16 protein-coding genes are annotated in these 15,630 nt (G+C 56.9%); 5 read left to right on the forward strand and 11 right to left on the reverse strand.

Translation table 11 applies throughout. From position 1 onward, the window contains the following. The first annotated feature begins 90 nt into the window (after positions 1–90). From R1T41_RS11105 to R1T41_RS11125, 5 genes are all read left to right on the forward strand, one after another. A complete protein-coding gene (locus R1T41_RS11105; RefSeq protein WP_062949560.1) occupies positions 91–1,254 on the forward strand; it encodes a TRAP transporter substrate-binding protein in 1,164 nt (387 codons plus the stop codon). A gap of 96 nt (positions 1,255–1,350) precedes the next feature. Continuing rightward, a complete protein-coding gene (locus R1T41_RS11110) occupies positions 1,351–1,923 on the forward strand; it encodes a TRAP transporter small permease subunit (RefSeq protein WP_062949558.1) in 573 nt (190 codons plus the stop codon). A gap of 44 nt (positions 1,924–1,967) precedes the next feature. After that, positions 1,968–3,389 carry a TRAP transporter large permease subunit gene (locus R1T41_RS11115; RefSeq protein ID WP_062949556.1) on the forward strand — a complete coding sequence of 474 codons (1,422 nt, stop codon included), beginning with the start codon at positions 1,968–1,970 and terminating at the stop codon, positions 3,387–3,389. A gap of 12 nt (positions 3,390–3,401) precedes the next feature. Further along, a complete protein-coding gene (locus R1T41_RS11120) occupies positions 3,402–4,763 on the forward strand; it encodes an amidase (RefSeq protein WP_317341556.1) in 1,362 nt (453 codons plus the stop codon). Continuing rightward, the gene (locus tag R1T41_RS11125; protein WP_062949552.1) at positions 4,760–4,945 is read left to right on the forward strand and encodes a hypothetical protein; all 186 of its coding nucleotides are present in this window, start codon (positions 4,760–4,762) and stop codon (positions 4,943–4,945) included. The genes R1T41_RS11120 and R1T41_RS11125 overlap by 4 nt, the downstream gene beginning before the upstream one ends. A gap of 53 nt (positions 4,946–4,998) precedes the next feature. On the opposite strand, the gene R1T41_RS11130 is transcribed toward R1T41_RS11125, so the two are convergent. The 11 genes from R1T41_RS11130 to eutB all read right to left on the reverse strand — a co-directional run bounded on the left by R1T41_RS11130 (position 4,999) and on the right by eutB (position 15,624). Continuing rightward, complete coding sequence (locus R1T41_RS11130) at positions 4,999–6,186, reverse strand: sulfotransferase family protein (RefSeq protein ID WP_062958668.1); 1,188 nt, start codon at positions 6,184–6,186, stop codon at positions 4,999–5,001. Continuing rightward, a complete protein-coding gene (locus R1T41_RS11135; RefSeq protein WP_247794094.1) occupies positions 6,183–6,926 on the reverse strand; it encodes a hypothetical protein in 744 nt (247 codons plus the stop codon). Before R1T41_RS11135 ends, R1T41_RS11130 begins: the two co-directional genes overlap by 4 nt. Before the next feature lie 30 nt (positions 6,927–6,956). Further along, the gene (locus tag R1T41_RS11140) at positions 6,957–7,238 is read right to left on the reverse strand and encodes a hypothetical protein (protein WP_062949546.1); all 282 of its coding nucleotides are present in this window, start codon (positions 7,236–7,238) and stop codon (positions 6,957–6,959) included. Beyond that, on the reverse strand, positions 7,235–8,632 hold the full coding sequence (locus R1T41_RS11145; protein ID WP_114111754.1) for an arylsulfotransferase family protein: 1,398 nt from the start codon (positions 8,630–8,632) through the stop codon (positions 7,235–7,237). The genes R1T41_RS11140 and R1T41_RS11145 overlap by 4 nt, the downstream gene beginning before the upstream one ends. 161 nt (positions 8,633–8,793) lie before the next feature. Beyond that, positions 8,794–10,239 carry a hypothetical protein gene (locus tag R1T41_RS11150; protein WP_317341557.1) on the reverse strand — a complete coding sequence of 482 codons (1,446 nt, stop codon included), beginning with the start codon at positions 10,237–10,239 and terminating at the stop codon, positions 8,794–8,796. Positions 10,240–10,312: 73 nt separating this feature from the next. After that, entirely contained in the window at positions 10,313–10,750 is a 438-nt protein-coding gene (locus R1T41_RS11155; RefSeq protein WP_411045421.1) for an EamA family transporter, read from the reverse strand. Between the two features lie 45 nt (positions 10,751–10,795). Next, positions 10,796–11,287, reverse strand: a complete 492-nt coding sequence (locus tag R1T41_RS11160; protein ID WP_062949537.1) for an Lrp/AsnC family transcriptional regulator — start codon at positions 11,285–11,287, stop codon at positions 10,796–10,798. Continuing rightward, entirely contained in the window at positions 11,284–12,288 is a 1,005-nt protein-coding gene (doeB, locus tag R1T41_RS11165) for a N(2)-acetyl-L-2,4-diaminobutanoate deacetylase DoeB (RefSeq protein WP_062949535.1), read from the reverse strand. The genes R1T41_RS11160 and doeB overlap by 4 nt, the downstream gene beginning before the upstream one ends. A gap of 107 nt (positions 12,289–12,395) precedes the next feature. Then, a complete protein-coding gene (gene doeA / locus R1T41_RS11170; RefSeq protein ID WP_317337066.1) occupies positions 12,396–13,577 on the reverse strand; it encodes an ectoine hydrolase DoeA in 1,182 nt (393 codons plus the stop codon). Positions 13,578–13,636: 59 nt separating this feature from the next. Beyond that, on the reverse strand, positions 13,637–14,629 hold the full coding sequence (gene eutC / locus R1T41_RS11175; protein ID WP_114123070.1) for an ectoine utilization protein EutC: 993 nt from the start codon (positions 14,627–14,629) through the stop codon (positions 13,637–13,639). Between the two features lie 5 nt (positions 14,630–14,634). After that, a complete protein-coding gene (eutB, locus tag R1T41_RS11180; protein WP_114111758.1) occupies positions 14,635–15,624 on the reverse strand; it encodes a hydroxyectoine utilization dehydratase EutB in 990 nt (329 codons plus the stop codon). Positions 15,625–15,630 lie beyond the last annotated feature (6 nt).

Consider the following 15,630-nt stretch of genomic DNA (forward strand, 5'->3'; position numbering starts at 1 on the left):
TATCAGGTCAGGGCCTATGTAAGGCTGAAAATCATCGCCTATTTTCCGCCAATTAGTTGTCGGGTGCGGCGATAATTCTGGGAGGAAGTAATGAAAAAGATACCTACGCCTGAAGACGTGAAGTCGAAGCAAGTGTCCCGCCGTTCGTTCCTTACCAAGGGTGCTACCGGTGTTGTTGCCGGTGGCGCTGCTGCTTCGGGGCTGTTCGCGGCCCCGGCAGTTCATGCACAACCTGCACCTTTGGTCGTCAAAATGCAGACGTCCTGGCCGTCATCGGACATCTGGATGACATTTGCCAAGCAATATGCCGATCGTGTCGAAGCCATGTCGGGTGGTCGCCTGAAGGTTGACCTTCTGCCGGCCGGTGCCGTTATCGGGGCTTTCCAGGTTCTGGATGGCGTCAATGACGGCGTGATCGATATCGCCCATTCCGTGCCGGTTTACTGGTACGGCAAGAACAAGGCAGCGTCGCTGTTTGGTACCGGTCCGGTGTTTGGTGGTTCTGCAACCACCATGCTGAGCTGGTTCTATGCCGGTGGCGGTGAAGAATTCTATCGCGAACTGACCCAGGACGTTATGGGGCTGAACGTGATTGGTCTTCTTGGCTTCCCGATGCCGGCCCAGCCGTTCGGCTGGTTCAAGGGTGAAGTCAATTCCGTCGCCGATATCCAGGGCTTCAAATACCGTACCGTGGGTCTGGCTGCCGATCTGCTTCAATCGATGGGCATGTCGGTCGCACAGCTTCCGGGTGGCGAGATCGTCCCGGCGATGGAACGCGGCGTGATTGACGCGTTTGAATTCAACAACCCGTCTTCGGACATGCGTTTCGGCGCGCAGGATGTGGCGAAGAACTACTATCTGTCGTCCTATCATCAGGCATCCGAAAGCTTCGAGTTCATCTTCAACCGTGATTTCTATGAAGACCTCGAACCTGATCTGCAGGCGATCCTGCGGTATGGCGTGGAAGCGGCTTCGACGTCGAACACCGCACTTGCGATGGACAATTATTCGTCCGACCTGCAGAAACTTGCAGACGAAGGCGTTACCATCCATCGTACATCGAAGGAAATTCTGGCTGCCCAGCTTGATGCCTGGGACAAACTGATCCCGCAGCTTGAAGAAGATCCGTTCATGAAGAAGGTTCTTGATAGTCAGCGTGCCTGGGTTGAGCGCGTGACCTATTATGAACTGATGAACTCGCCCGATTATCAGCTTGCCTATGACCACTACTTCCCGGGCAAACTGAAACTGTAATGAAACCCACCGGTTTCATACGGTTTGTCTGACCCAAAGGCTGCCCCGGGGATCCATGATCCCCGGGGCGGTTGCTACGGTAACGGAAAAGACTTCATGATCAGCTTTATTGAATTCGCGGACAAGCTTTCGGCCTGGTTTGCCAAGGCTTTCGGGTGGCTCATCATCCTGATGACGTTGGGAATGAGTTACGAAGTGATGGCGCGTTATGTTTTTAATGCGCCGACGACATGGTCGCTCGACGTTTCCTTCATCATGTATGGCTCGTTATTCATGATGGGCGGGGCTTATACGCTGTCGCGCGGGGGCCATGTGCGGGGTGATTTCCTTTACCGTCTCTGGAAGCCAAGAACACAGGCGACTGTCGACCTTGTGCTTTACATCTTCTTTTTCTTCCCCGGCATTACGGCCCTGATCCTGACAGGCTGGAAATATTCATCGCGGTCCTGGGGATACGGGGAAGTCAGCGTGAACAGCCCGGCGGGCGTTCCGATCTTTCAGTTCAAGGCCATTATGGTGGCTGCGGGGATTCTGCTGTTCATTCAGGGGATCGCCCAGGTCATGCGCTGCATCATGTGCATGCGTGAAGGATACTGGCGCGGTGCCGATGACGATGTCGAAGAAACCGAAGAATTGCTGATGAAGCAGCATGTCGCAAAAGACAACTAACCAAATCGAAACCCGCGATAACCGGTCCGAACGGAGCTGCAAACGTGATTGACGCACATGTCGCCCTGATGATGCTTGGCATCTTCATTATGCTTGTTTTCCTTGGCTTTCCCGTCGCGTTTACGCTGATGGCGCTGGGGATTGGTTTTGGTTACTACGCGTATTTTGACGCAGGACGCATGTGGCGTGCCTTTGACCGTCTGGCCGAGGACAGCGATACCCTGACATCGGCGATAACCTGGATCGAAGGGGCGGTGAATAACCGGATTTTCGATCTGTTTATCAACCAGACATACACGGTGATGTCGAACGAGGTCTTGACCGCGGTTCCGCTGTTCCTGTTCATGGGGTACATCGTTGAACGCGCCAATATCGTTAACCGGTTGTTCTCGACACTGAATATCGCTGCCAAGAATGTCCCCGGTTCGCTTGGCGTTGCCGCCCTTGTGACCTGTGCGCTGTTTGCGACCGCGACCGGGATTGTCGGTGCAGTGGTGACCCTGATGGGGATGCTGGCACTGCCCGCGATGATCAAGGCCCGTTATGACAAAAGTTTTGCCACCGGCATCATCTGTGCCGGCGGGACGCTGGGCATTCTGATCCCGCCATCGATCATGCTGATTGTGTATGCCGCGGCATCGGGTGTGTCGATCGTGCGGCTTTATGCCGGTGCGCTGTTGCCGGGCCTGACGTTGGTCGGGCTTTATCTGCTTTATGTCGTGGGGCGTGCCTTGTTGCAGCCAAAAGCCGCACCGCGTCCGACATCCGATGAAATTCCTGATGTGCCGTTGCCCAAGGTTCTGTGGATGCTGGGGACGTCGTTCTTCCCGCTGGCATTCCTTATTCTGGCGGTTCTGGGGTCGATCCTGTTTGGTCTGGCAACCCCGACCGAGGCGGCATCCATCGGGGCGCTGGGCGGGATGGTTCTGGCGCTGGCGTATCGTGCGCTGACCTTTGACCGGCTGCGCGAGTCCGTTTACCTGACGGTACGGACATCGGCCATGGTGTGCTGGCTGTTTGTCGGGTCCTATACGTTCTCGTCGGTGTTCTCGTATCTTGGTGGCGAGCATGTCATTGCCGAGTTCGTTGGTGGGCTTGACCTGACACCGCTTCAGTTCCTGCTGCTGGCGCAGTTGATCATCTTCCTGCTTGGCTGGCCGCTGGAATGGTCGGAAATCATCATCATCTTTGTGCCGATCTTCCTGCCGCTGCTGCCGCTGTTTGATATTGATCCGCTGTTCTTTGGTATCCTCGTCGCGCTGAACCTGCAGACGTCATTCCTGACACCGCCGATGGCGATGTCGGCCTATTACCTCAAGGGGGTTTCGCCTCCGGGTATTTTGCTGACGGATATCTTCAAGGGGATCATGCCGTTCCTGTTCATGGTGATTGTCAGCATGGTTCTGATGTATACCTTCCCCCAGATCGTGTTCCATCTGCCGGATCTGTTCTATGGCGCACGTTAGGAGGCCGTCGGTATGACACTTAATCCGTTGCTTAACCTTGACGTGGTCGAAGTGCGTGACCGGCTGGCATCCGGTGCCGTGAGGGCAGTCGAGTATGCCGAGGCCTGCCTTAATCGGATCGCGGCACTTGAACCGGAAATTCAGGCGTGGGCCTATCTTGATGGTGACTATGTCCTGGCACAGGCACGTGCGCTTGACGCGCGCCGCCAGTCGGGCATGCCGATCGGCCCGTTGCATGGTCTGCCGGTCGGGCTGAAGGACGTTATCGATACGGCCCGGATGCCAACCGAAAATGGCACGCCGCTTGATAAGGGACGGGTGCCGACCGAGGATGCGGTGCTGGTCGAAAAGCTGCGTGCGGCGGGTGCGATCATCATGGGCAAGACGGTTTCGACCGAAATGGCCTTCATGTGCCCGTCCAAAACACGCAACCCGCACAACACATCCCACACACCGGGGGGATCATCGGCCGGGTCGGCGGCGGCAGTTGCCGCGGCGATGGTGCCGTTGGCCGTGGGGACGCAAACCGGCGGTTCGGTCATCCGGCCGGCATCGTTTTGTGGGGTGGTCGGGTTAAAGCCGACCTTTGGCGCGATTTCCCGTACCGGGGTTCTGGCCCAGTCACCGTCGCTTGATACCATTGGTGTGTTTGCCCGTTCTGTCGAAGGGGCGGCGATGATTGCCGAAATCCTGTTCGGGCATGACGCGCGTGACCGGGCGACGACATTGCAACCCACCCCGCGTTTGCAGGAAGCCGCCAAATCGACGCCGCTGGTAACGCCGACATTGGCCTTTGTCCGCCCACCACAGTTTGACAGTGTGGCCGATGACGATACCGTCATGGCGTTTCGCGAATTGACGAGTGTTTTGGGCGAACAGTGCTTTGAGGCACCCCTGCCCAAGGCATTTGATGATGCCGCCGACCTGCGGGCAAAGATCAATTTCGCCGAAATGGCGAAATGTTATTACAGCTATGAAAAGCGCGGACGCGATCAATTATCCCCGCAGATGACAGAGGCGCTTGACGCGGGGAACAGGGTCACGGCGCGGGATTATCTTGCCGCACTGGACTGGCGCGATCTTTACAATGTTGCGCTTGATGAAGTGTTCCAGCGTTGCGATGTGATCATCACCCCGGCGGCACCGGGCCCGGCCCCCGGCAGCCTTGATACGACCGGGAATGCCATTTTTAACGGTCTTTGGACGTTGTGCGGGACGCCTGCGATTACGCTGCCGTTGCTTTGGGCGGAAAACGGGTTGCCGATGGGCGTGCAGCTTGTCGGGCGGCGCGGCGATGATGCCCGGTTGCTTCGAACGGCGCGCTGGCTTGTTGAATTTGTTACGAATTCTGAAAATGAAGGAGCATCGTCATGATACCGTCACGTCTTGATCAGGCAATGGCGATTTTGGCCTTTATCGTTTTTGGGGGCTTTCTTGGCATTCTGTTTGGCTATGTCACGCGCTGGGATCTTGGCATCATGGTCGGGATCACGCTGGCGCTGTGTGCGTGGGATTTCTGGCATATGGCCACAGGGCGAAAAAGCGACCATCACTGATCGCTTTTAATTCACGCCAATTGTTTCGGGGCGCGCCGGGGATTTCAAAATCCCTAGGCGCGTTTTGTTTTGGCCATGTGGGCAGCTTGTTCCGGTTTGCTGTCATACCCGAAACGGGCGGCTGCAATTGCCGTGACATCGCGGATCAGATCAATTTCTTCGTCGCTGAATTTCGGCCGGTAATAGGTCGGCGCGTGAATGGTCGGGGCGACTTCATTGATGATCGGTTCGGCGTCGGGCAGGTCGACATGATCAAACAGGCGGCGTAACTGATTTGCCGGGTCGGCGACGAAATCCTCGTAACGGACCACCAGCGTCGCGTCGCCAAGCGCCTTGTTCACGGTCATGCGATCCGCGATGTAGTGGTGCAGGTCGCTCCAGTAATGGGCCCAGCCGGCGACTTCGTTGCCTTCGTTCCAGTGTTTCATGATCTGGCGGGTGGCGTGCAGATCGCCGGTATTGATCGGACGACGATCAAGGCCGAATTCGTAATGGCCGACACGCTGCATATGGGCGACCGCGCGTGGGTTATCCTGTTCGCCCTTGCAGAACAGGTCGTGCTGTTTGGCAAGGGATGCGATATGCCACAGCGGATCACGCACCGGCAGGACGAACCTGGCATCGGGGAAGATCGACAGCAGATATTCCATCCGGGTGACCAGATAGTTCGCCTTGGAGATATAGCGTTTGCCGCCGCGCACATGGATCAGTTTGCGGATGTGATCGCGATAGAACTTCTCGAACGCCGGGTTGCTGATCTGACCATCAAGGACGTTGCTTTCATTGACGTCATGCAGATGACGGAAAAACGCCATCCAGATCATTTCCTCGAACGCTTCGGGGCTTTCAGGCGTGATGTTGATGCCATCCGCATGGGTGCGTTCAACCGCAACCTCCTTGCCCTTGGGGGCAAGATCGACAAACTTGTTCCACAGATAGGGCGTGAAAACCGGCGGATAGTCGCGGTAACGATGGGTTGCCGCATCGGAATGGCGGGCCAGCGTTTCCAGAAGGATCGTGCTGCCGGATCGGGCAAGACCCGCGACAAAGACCGGCTTTTCTATTTGGACATCTTCAATCGCATCACCGGCAAGTTTCGTTTCGAAATTGCCAAGTCTGATCCATTGCATCGGGTGGCGGGCAATCAGGCCGCTTAGCCAGTTATCCCAGCCCGATACATGGAAGGCTGCGCCATTAGACGCGGGTGTGGTTGATTTTTCGGATGTCGTTTGGCCAGTCATTCGATGCGAAATCCTTTTTTGATCGCCAGCGACCCCAATACGAGAGCAAGGAAGAAAGTCAGTTCCCAGCCACGTGCCCAATCCGGGCCGGCGCTGATGATTTGTTGGGTTGGCAATTCGAAACGAAGCTGTGTTACCGGGCTGTCGTCGGGCAGATAGCCCGCCGGATTGCCGATAATCAGGTTCCACCACTGTTTTTGATGGATCACGGGAATGGCGGCGGCCGGTGCCACCAGATAGGTTTCACCGTCACTGGCACCGGGCACCTGAACAACAGGACAGGCACCGTCTTCCAATCCGGCCGGATTGATGCCGACCTGTTCGATGGCGACATTTTCCGGCTGGGCGCTGATGGAAACCTGCTGCCCCGGTGCCGGGCAGCTATAACCGTACTGCCCGTCCAGCCAGACGATCATCGCAAGGGCGGGCAGGGATGCGACAACCGCCGGGCCGATGACGAAACCGACAAGTTTCAGCGACTGGGCAAGCTGTGCCTTGGCCAGCTTCATGCCTTCGCCGAAATCCTCGCCATCGTCTTCGGCCATGGCCTTGCGGGCTTCTTTCAGCCGTTCCTTGATCGCCTTGATGCGTGTTTGCGGCGACAGCACCTTATAAAGCAGCATCGAAATCACCGCACAGACCAGCGCCCAGATCAGGACGCGTCCAAACGGTCCGAGGGCATCTGCCATCAGGGCATCAAGGGTGCTAAAGGCGGGGGCGGGCCAATCGAGTATTCCCATGCGTCATCGTTCCTGTTGGTCGTTGACCGTTCAGGCCTTCGGCTGGTGCGAATGCGCCGAATGCGTTGAATGCGAGGTGGTGCCAGAGCCGTTTTGCTGCGCACGTTTGCGGTTGCGCATCATTTTGCGGATCGGCCACAGCAGGACAAAGCCAACCGCGACAAATACGGCGGCCAGAACAGCCCACAAAGCAGACAGAAGGCTAAGACCAGCGCCCGGTCCCACATATGCCTGTGCAGGCAGGGCTGTCAGAAGTGTTGCTGCAGCAATGGTCGCGGTTCCAATCGAAAGCAGTTTCATGTTCTGTTTCATTGCTTTTCTCCATCAGGGGAGGTCGGGGTGAAGTTGGTATCGCTGTAAAGGGCTGCGCGTTCATCGCTGATGCGCTCGGCCTGCGATACGACGGGGATCAGTTTTTGGCCGGGATTGTCGGGATCATCACGGCGGATCGGGTTGTGGTATTCCCAGACGATCTCGCCTTCCGGGGTGACTTCAAAAAGGCGTCCGCCCGATGATTCGGTAATCAGCGTATTGCCATTGGGAAGGCGCTGCTGATCAGCACGGATGTTGCTGTCAAACCTGTGTTCGGCAGTGCCCTTGTATTCCCAGGTGATGCCGTTGGTTGCGGGATCAATCTGCAGCACGCGGGATTGACCGGCGTCCGGATCGGCAAGCTGGCCCTGATTGTCAAACAGCAGGATATCGCCGTTTGGCAGGACATCCGGGTCATGCTGCCCCAGCCAGGGGCCACGGGTTGCCCAGACGACTTTTTCCGCATCCATATCAAGCACGGCAATGATGCCAAGATCACGGAAGGACAGAACAACATCGCCCGCCTTGCCCTGTTCAAAGTTTTGCGCCGTTTCTTCGGTAATCAACTGGATCGTGTTGGTGTGCAACACGTCCTCGTTCGAGAAATAGGGCGCGAAATCGACCATGTTGGCGTAGCTGGAATTGATCAGCGCATCGAGGATCGAGACACGTTTGATTTCCTTGCCTTCAGGCGAGAGGATCACCGCGAAATCATCAAGCCGCGGCGGGGTGAGCTGTTTGCGGTTGTCATATGTGTTAAAGCGGAATTCCTGGGTCAGGGCATAAACCCGGCCATCAGGCGCAATCGAAAAATCGTGATGTGCGGTTCCCAGATATTTCCAGACCGGTTTGGAATTGCGGTCGATCTTGGCCATGCCATAGCCATATGGCGTGTCGCCCGCCGCGGTATATTGCACGATCAGGTCACCATCAGGTGCCATCTTGGCGGTATGCCAATGCATGAAATCGTCTTTTTGCGGGTTGGGGATCGGCGATGTTTCATCGTGGATTTCGCTGAACGGCATGCGCCATTCATGCACGATGTTGCCATCCATATCGACCAGCACCGCATGCGGCCCGTCACCCGACGAATACAGGGTCAGACCTTTCTGGGTCTTGTCGGCTTTATTGATCGTGACACCGGTTTCTTCGGTTCGGGCGGGGGACCAGAAATCAAGCCGTTCGACACTGCTGTATTTGGTACGCTGTTCCCACAGGGCCGTGCCCGCACGCCACGCGTTTTTCATCGACTGATAGGGCGGTACTTCGGCCAGTATGACAAACGCACCAATACCGAAGCTGATCGCGGCAACGCCGGTCATGAAGGCAGCAAAAAAGATTTTATCGCCGCGGTTGTTTTCCGCGGATTCATCTGTCTGTTGAGGTGCAGGCACGCGGTAATCTCCTTGTCATCTGACAAAAAGGTTACGCGGGCCTCCGGGCAAATTTACGGCCAGTATCAAGGGGATTGGGGCGGTTTGGCCGCTTTTCGCCTTTGTTTCGCCCAAGAGTTTAATTGTAAGTTGGGATGTTTTTCGGCGGTTTGTTTGTTTGATTACTGCCGGTATTCCACCCCGTCCATGACCAGAAGATTACCGTCAAACCGGCACGAAACAGTGCCTGACGGTGCACTCATGCGTTGCAGAACCTGTCCGGTTGCCGCATCGCTATAGGTGCCGTTGCCATAGGTGACCGAAATGCTGTCGGGCGTGGTGACATAGGTGAAGCCGATTTCGAACCGGAATTTTTGCGCGCTGCCATAGGTGTAACTGACGAAATTACCGTTTCCCTGACCGGGCGAGTCGAGTTTAAGGGTGGAATTGCCGGTATTGTCGCGGAATGTGCCACTGGCATTGCGGCAACCGCTTTGGGCTGTGGCCTGCGGTTGGGTGGTTTCGGATGCGGCTTTCCGGGCGGCTTCTTCGGCAGCGGCTTTTGCGGCAAGCTGGCGATCACGTTCCATCAGGGTGGCCAGTTCATCCGGCCCCGAAAGCTTTTTGCCGCCGTAATAATAGCAATCACCGGCCGGGACGGTTTCCCCGCCGCAGACGAATTGGCCGGTCTGGCTTGGGAATGCCGATCCTTCGGGCAGTTCCATCCACCCGCCTTCCCACCAGGTCAGGCGGCCCTGACCGGCGGGCTTGCGTTCGCGCACCGGCCCCTGCCAGACATTGCCGTCCGCCATGCGCAGTTCACCCTCACGCGGGTCGAACACGCGATAGGTGCCGGTAAAGCTTGTGCCATCGGGCCATTTGGTCGTGCTGCCCGGTTCGATCTGGCGGCTGTCGCTTAGATATTCGCCGTCCACCACGCGGCCATCGGCATATTCGATGTCGCCGGTGATTTTATCGCCGGTAATGTCGGCATTGTCGATTTCGGCAAAGGGCTGTTCGTTGCGGGTGATTTCGACCGTGCCGGTGCCGACCGGATTGCCGTTATTTTGCGGGCCGGTATATTCCGCCCGGTAGCCGTCATGGGCAAACATGACTTCGGGGCCATAGGTGGTAGTGATCGGTATGCGCCATACCGTGGTGTCGATATTGGGGTCAATCCGGGCGGGATCGGGTTCGCGGCTTATTTTGACGTCTTCGGAAAACAGGCCGTAATCGGCATAAACCACCGTGACCTCGCCGGGGAGCACATCAACCCAGCTTTCCGATTTCAGTTCGCCCAGTCGAGAGACCCTGACCAGGTAGCTGTCTGGCCAAAGGGTATATTCCTTCATCTGTCCGGCGGAAAGCTGTTCGGTGGTGAAGGGCTTGAACCCCTTGTTGCGGGAAGCCTTTACGACCTGCATCTGCCAGCCGTAGTAAGCGCCGTTACCGGATGGGTTGATCCGGAATGCGATGCTGCCGGGATCGGAAACACTGGCCGGGGCAAGGGATGTTTGCGATGGCACGGGCGAGGGGGCTGGGGGTGTGTTGACTGTCTGGCAGGCAGAAAGGCTTATGCCCAGAATGCCAATCGTCATGGTCCTGATCATGGTAACGCCCGGTTTCATCACCCATTCCCCCATAGGCCAAATGATAAAACCGATTTCGCCACAACTTTGGCAGGTTGGGAAGCGTTTAAATTTAGCCTTTCCAGGCAATAAGCGCGGCACCGGTGCCGATCATCACGACGCCAAGCCAGCTTGCGGGGGACAGTTTTTCACCAAGAAATGCTGCGCCGAAGATCGCAACCAGTACGACGCTGAGCTTGTCAATCGGGGCGACCTTTGCGGCCTCGCCAATCTTGAGTGCGCGGAAGTAGCATAACCACGATGCCCCGGTCGCAAGCCCGGACAGGATCAGGAACCACCATGTTTTGGCCGATACGGTTGCCGGGTTTTGCCAGTGACCGCCAATCATCAGGATGGCGAAGACCATGACGAAAATGATTGCGGTGCGGATAAAGGTGGCAAAGTCGGAATTGATGTTTTCAATCCCGACCTTGGCAAAAATCGCGGTCAGGGCGGCAAAGCAGGCGGCAAGGGCAGCCCATAATTGCCAGCTTTCCATCACATCCTTCATGCCGATGACCCCCGTTTTGCCTTTCCGGATGCTGCCAGTCGGCCGTTATTTCCGGATCGAGGGATCCAAAAGGGCGTCGATTGGCGGGACCGGTGTGGTTTTGACCTTTTTTGTCACGATATAGGTAAAATATCGGTCAATACCGATGCCTGCGATCAAAAGTCCGTCGATCAGGCGCTGATAGGCATCGACATCACGACAGAGTATCTTGAGCATATAATCGACCCCGCCGCCAAGGGCATAGCATTCGACGATTTCGGGGATGTCCTGAACGGCCTTTTCGAAAATCGTGAAATCCTCGTGCTGGTGATGACGAAGCGTTACCTCGGTCATCACAAGGGTCGGCTTGACCAGCATTTCAAGATTGATATGGGCGTGATAGCCCGAAATCACGCCAAGGTCTTCAAGGCGCTTGAGCCGTTCCCAGCACGGGCTTGGCGAGAGGTTCACCGCCTCGGCCAGTTTGACCTTGGTGATGCGCCCCTCGCGTTGCAGCGTGAGCAGGATTTTCAGATCCTGATCATCCAGCCTGATCATTTCCCGACCACCTCGGCAATGACGGCAAGACAGTCACCGGTTTTGATCAGGCCGGGGAAATGGCGACAGGCGACGATGCCATCACGCGGTGCCTTGTATTCCGTCGGCACCCCGCCGGTCCGGTTGGCATCGTAAACGCGCGCAATCAGATCACCGCGCGTGACCATCTGCCCCAGATCGACACAGGGTTCGAACAGGCCGCTTGAAACCGACGCAACGAAACAGTTGCCATCCGGCATATCCAGCATTACGCCGCTATCGTCGGGGACGTCCGGTTCACCGGTCAGAATACCGGCATGGATCAGAAGGTTGCGCACCCCGCGATCGGCAATCGCCACCCGTTCTGCGGTGGTTGAACCCCCACCACCCAGTTCGGTGGTGACGAATGTTTTGCCGGCTTCCTCAACAACCGTGTCGAACATGCCGACCGAATCAAGTTCGAGCATCATCATCGAATAAGGGGCGGCAAAGGCCTTCATCGCGTTTACGCAACGGGCTTCCTGTTCCTTGTCATCAAGGACGTGGACGGCGGCAAACGGAATGAAGTCCAGCGTCTTGCCGCCGGAATGCAGATCAAGGACGATGTCGGCTTCGGGTACCAGATGGCGCAGGACGTAATCGGCGATTTTCTGTGTCACCGTACCATCGGCCTTGCCGGGGAAGCTGCGGTTAAGGTTGCCCTTGTCAATCGGGGAAGTCCGCGACGCATTCAGGAAAGCCGGGAAATTCATCGCCGGTAAAATGATGACCCGCCCGGTGATTTCAGCAGGTGACAGTTTCCCCGCCAGTTTGAACAGCGATACCAGACCTTCGTATTCGTCACCGTGATTGCCGCCGGTCAGAAGGGCGGTGGGGCCATTACCGTTACGAATGACCGTGATCGGGATCATCACAGCCCCCCACGCGGAATCATCACGCGAATAGGGCAGCTTTAAAAAACCGTGATGAACACCATCCTGATCGAACGGGATCGTTGGCGTAATCGGGGATTTCTTTGTCATGGCCGTTTCCTTGCATAAAGGCAGGATACCGCGACCGTCGGTATCCTGCGTGGCAGTCTTGCACCGGCATTTTATCTGCGATGCGATTGTGATCGGCGGTATTCGCGTCAGTTTTTGACGAATAACTGCCTTGGATAACTGGTCAGCGTTTTGCTGCCTGTTTCCGTGATCATCATGCTTTCGGTGATCTCGATCCCCCAGTCATCAAACCAGAGTCCCGGCATGAAATGGAATGTCATGCCCGGTTCAAGAACCGTGCGGTCACCGGGGCGCAGGCTCATGGTGCGTTCGCCCCAGTCGGGCGGATAGGAAAGCCCGATGGGATAGCCACACCGGCTGTCTTTGTGGATGCCGTATTTTTGCAGCACGCCAAAGAAGGCAACGGCGATATCTTCGCAGACGTTGCCGGGTTTGGCGGCTTCAAGGCCAGCCTGAAGGCCTTCGATCAGGGCACTTTCGGCATCAAGGAAACGCTGTTCGGGTTGCCCCAGATAAACAGTGCGCGATAGCGGTGCGTGATAGCGTTTATAGCAACCGGCAATCTCGAAAAACGTTCCGGCATCGCCCGGTATCGGTTTGTCATCCCAGGTCAGATGTGGTGCACCGGCATCGGCACCCGATGGCAGCAACGGCACGATTGCCGGGTAGTCCCCGCCGATCCCGTCAATGCCGACAATCCCCGAACGATAGATTTCGGCAACCAGTTCGTTTTTCTTCATGCCCGGTTCGACAACCTCGAAAATGCGTTCATGCATGTTTTCGACGATGCGGGCCGCCTGACGCATATAGAAAATCTCGGACTCGGATTTTACCGCGCGCTGCCAGTTTACCAGTGCGGTTGCGTCATGGAACTTTGCATTGGGCAGATGGGCCTGCAATTGCGCATAGCATCTGGCCGAGAAATAGTAATTGTCCATTTCCACGCCGATATTGCGCGTGCCCCAATTGCGATATTCGATCACTTCGCACAGGTAATCCATCGGATGATGGGTGGTGGATTGCACATAGTAATCGGCATAGGGGATGATGCGGTCATGGGTCATATAGACCGTGCGCTTTGCCCCGTTTGCATCCTGCGACCGGCCGAACCAGATCGGATCATCTTCGATCGGAACAAGGACGCATTGGTGAACATAAAACGACCAGCCGTCATAGCCGGTCAGCCAGGCCATGTTTGATGGATCGGTCACGATCAGAAGATCGAGCCCCTTTTCCACCATGGCTTTTTTTGTTTTTTCCAGACGCTCGGCATATTCCTCGCGCGTGAAATTCAATTCAACCTGGCTCATCGCAGGCCTCCAAAAAAAGGCGGGGTTTCAGTTTTTCCTGACCCTGTTTCCCTTTGTTATTACGACGTGATCTCGGTCCCAGCCTTGGCTGCGTCGCAGCGGGCGCGGGCGAGGGTGGCGATTGCGGTGTCCTGGACACCCGTACCGGTCAGATCGGCAACCGTGATCGCATCATCGGACGTACGTCCAGATGCCGATCCGGCGATAACCTGCCCCAGTTCTGAAAATGTGCGGTCGGCTTTGATGATCCGGGCATCAATGGCGTGATGCAGTTCGCCCAGGATCCGGCATTGCGAAAGGCTGTCGCACACATAAAGGTCTGCCCGGCCGATTAATGCCGGGTCGATTTCGTTTTTATGTTCCGCATCCGATCCCATCGCAGTGATATGGGTACCGGGTTTGACCCAGTCCGACAAAAGGACCGGTTCACGTGCGGGGGTGGTGGTGACAATAATGTCGGCATCCTGTGCCGCGGCCCGGCCATCGGGCGTTGCGGTTACGGAAAGGCCAAGTTCGCTGGCGCAGGCGGCGGCACAGAGTTCGGCCTTGGCCATGTCGCGTGCCCAGATGGTGGCCGATGTGATGCCGCGTACCAGTTTAAGCGCCTTGAGCTGCAATTTCGCCTGCACCCCGGCCCCGAAGATCGCGGCATGTTTTGCATCCTTGCGTGCCAGATGTTTGGCGGCGACACCCCCGGCAGCGGCGGTGCGGACATCGGTCAGATACCCGTTATCGAGCATGACGGCTTCGAGCAGGCCGGTTTTGGCCGAAAACAGGTTCATCAACCCGTTGACCGACGGCAGGCCGAGTTTCGGATTGTCAAAAAAGCCGGGGCTGATTTTGATGGCGAAACTGTCCAGTCCGGGGACATAGGCGGTTTTGACATCGACCTCGCCATTGTGGTCGTCGATATCAAGCCGAAGGATTGGCGGCATCCGCACATCCTTGGTCGCCAGGGCCAGAAAGGCATTTTCGATACAGGCAATCGCATCGGTATCAAGGGTGATAACGTTGCGAAGGTCGGTTTCGGTCAGAATTCTGATGTTGGGCATATTGGTTACTCCGCCATCAGGTCGACGTCTTCGCCGCCGACAATACGTTTATGCAAATCCATGTCGATATTGCAGCCGGTCGACAGAACGACCGTGGTGCCGGGATTGTCGATCAATCCGGCGCGAAGGGCCGCGATACCAACGGCAGCGGCCCCTTCGATCACCTGCTGGTCATCGTGATAGGCGGCCCGGATGCCGTCCGCGATCTGGGCTTCGTTCACCAGAACAAAGTCATCGGTCAGATCGGCACACATATCGAATGTGTATTGGTTGTTTTGCCCGATGCCGCCGCCCAGACTGTCGGCCAGTGTCGGCAGTTCTTTGACCGCGGTCGGTTTGCCTTCCTGCAAGCTTGTGATCATCGCACAGCCGCGTTCCATCGAAATGCCGACAACCCGGATGGCCGGATTGATCGACTTCGCCGCCAGCGCAACACCCGCCAGCAGCCCGCCGCCCGACAATGGCACCAGAAGCGTGTCGGTTTCGGGAAGCTGTTCAAGGATTTCAAGGCCAAGGGTTCCCTGACCGGCGATGATATCGGCATGGTCAAAGGGGGGCAGCATGGTCATGCCCTTTTCCGATACCAGACGGTCGACTTCCTTTTGGGCTTCGTCCTGCGAGGTGCCGGAAATGCAGATTTCTGCCCCCTGGGCGCGGATGCCTTCGACCTTGTTTTTCGGGACCAGTTCGGACATGCAGATGACGGCGCGCACCCCGGCATTGCGTGCCGCATTGGCAAGGGCGCGGCCATAATTGCCGGTCGATACGCCGACAACGCCCTTTTCCTTTTGTTCGGGTGACAGTTTCAGAACGGCATTCGCCGCCCCGCGCAGTTTGAAGCTGCCGGTATATTGCTGGTGTTCGCATTTTAGCCACACGGGCGATCCGATCTGCTCAGACAGGCTGGCAGACGGGCGCAGTGGTGTATGGATCACGTGGCCCGCGATGGTTTTGCGGGCAGAAAGCACATCACCAAGCGTGATGGGTTCCTTCATGGCGAC

It is taken from the genome of Thalassospira lucentensis (assembly GCF_032921865.1).
Classification (GTDB): domain Bacteria; phylum Pseudomonadota; class Alphaproteobacteria; order Rhodospirillales; family Thalassospiraceae; genus Thalassospira; species Thalassospira lucentensis_A.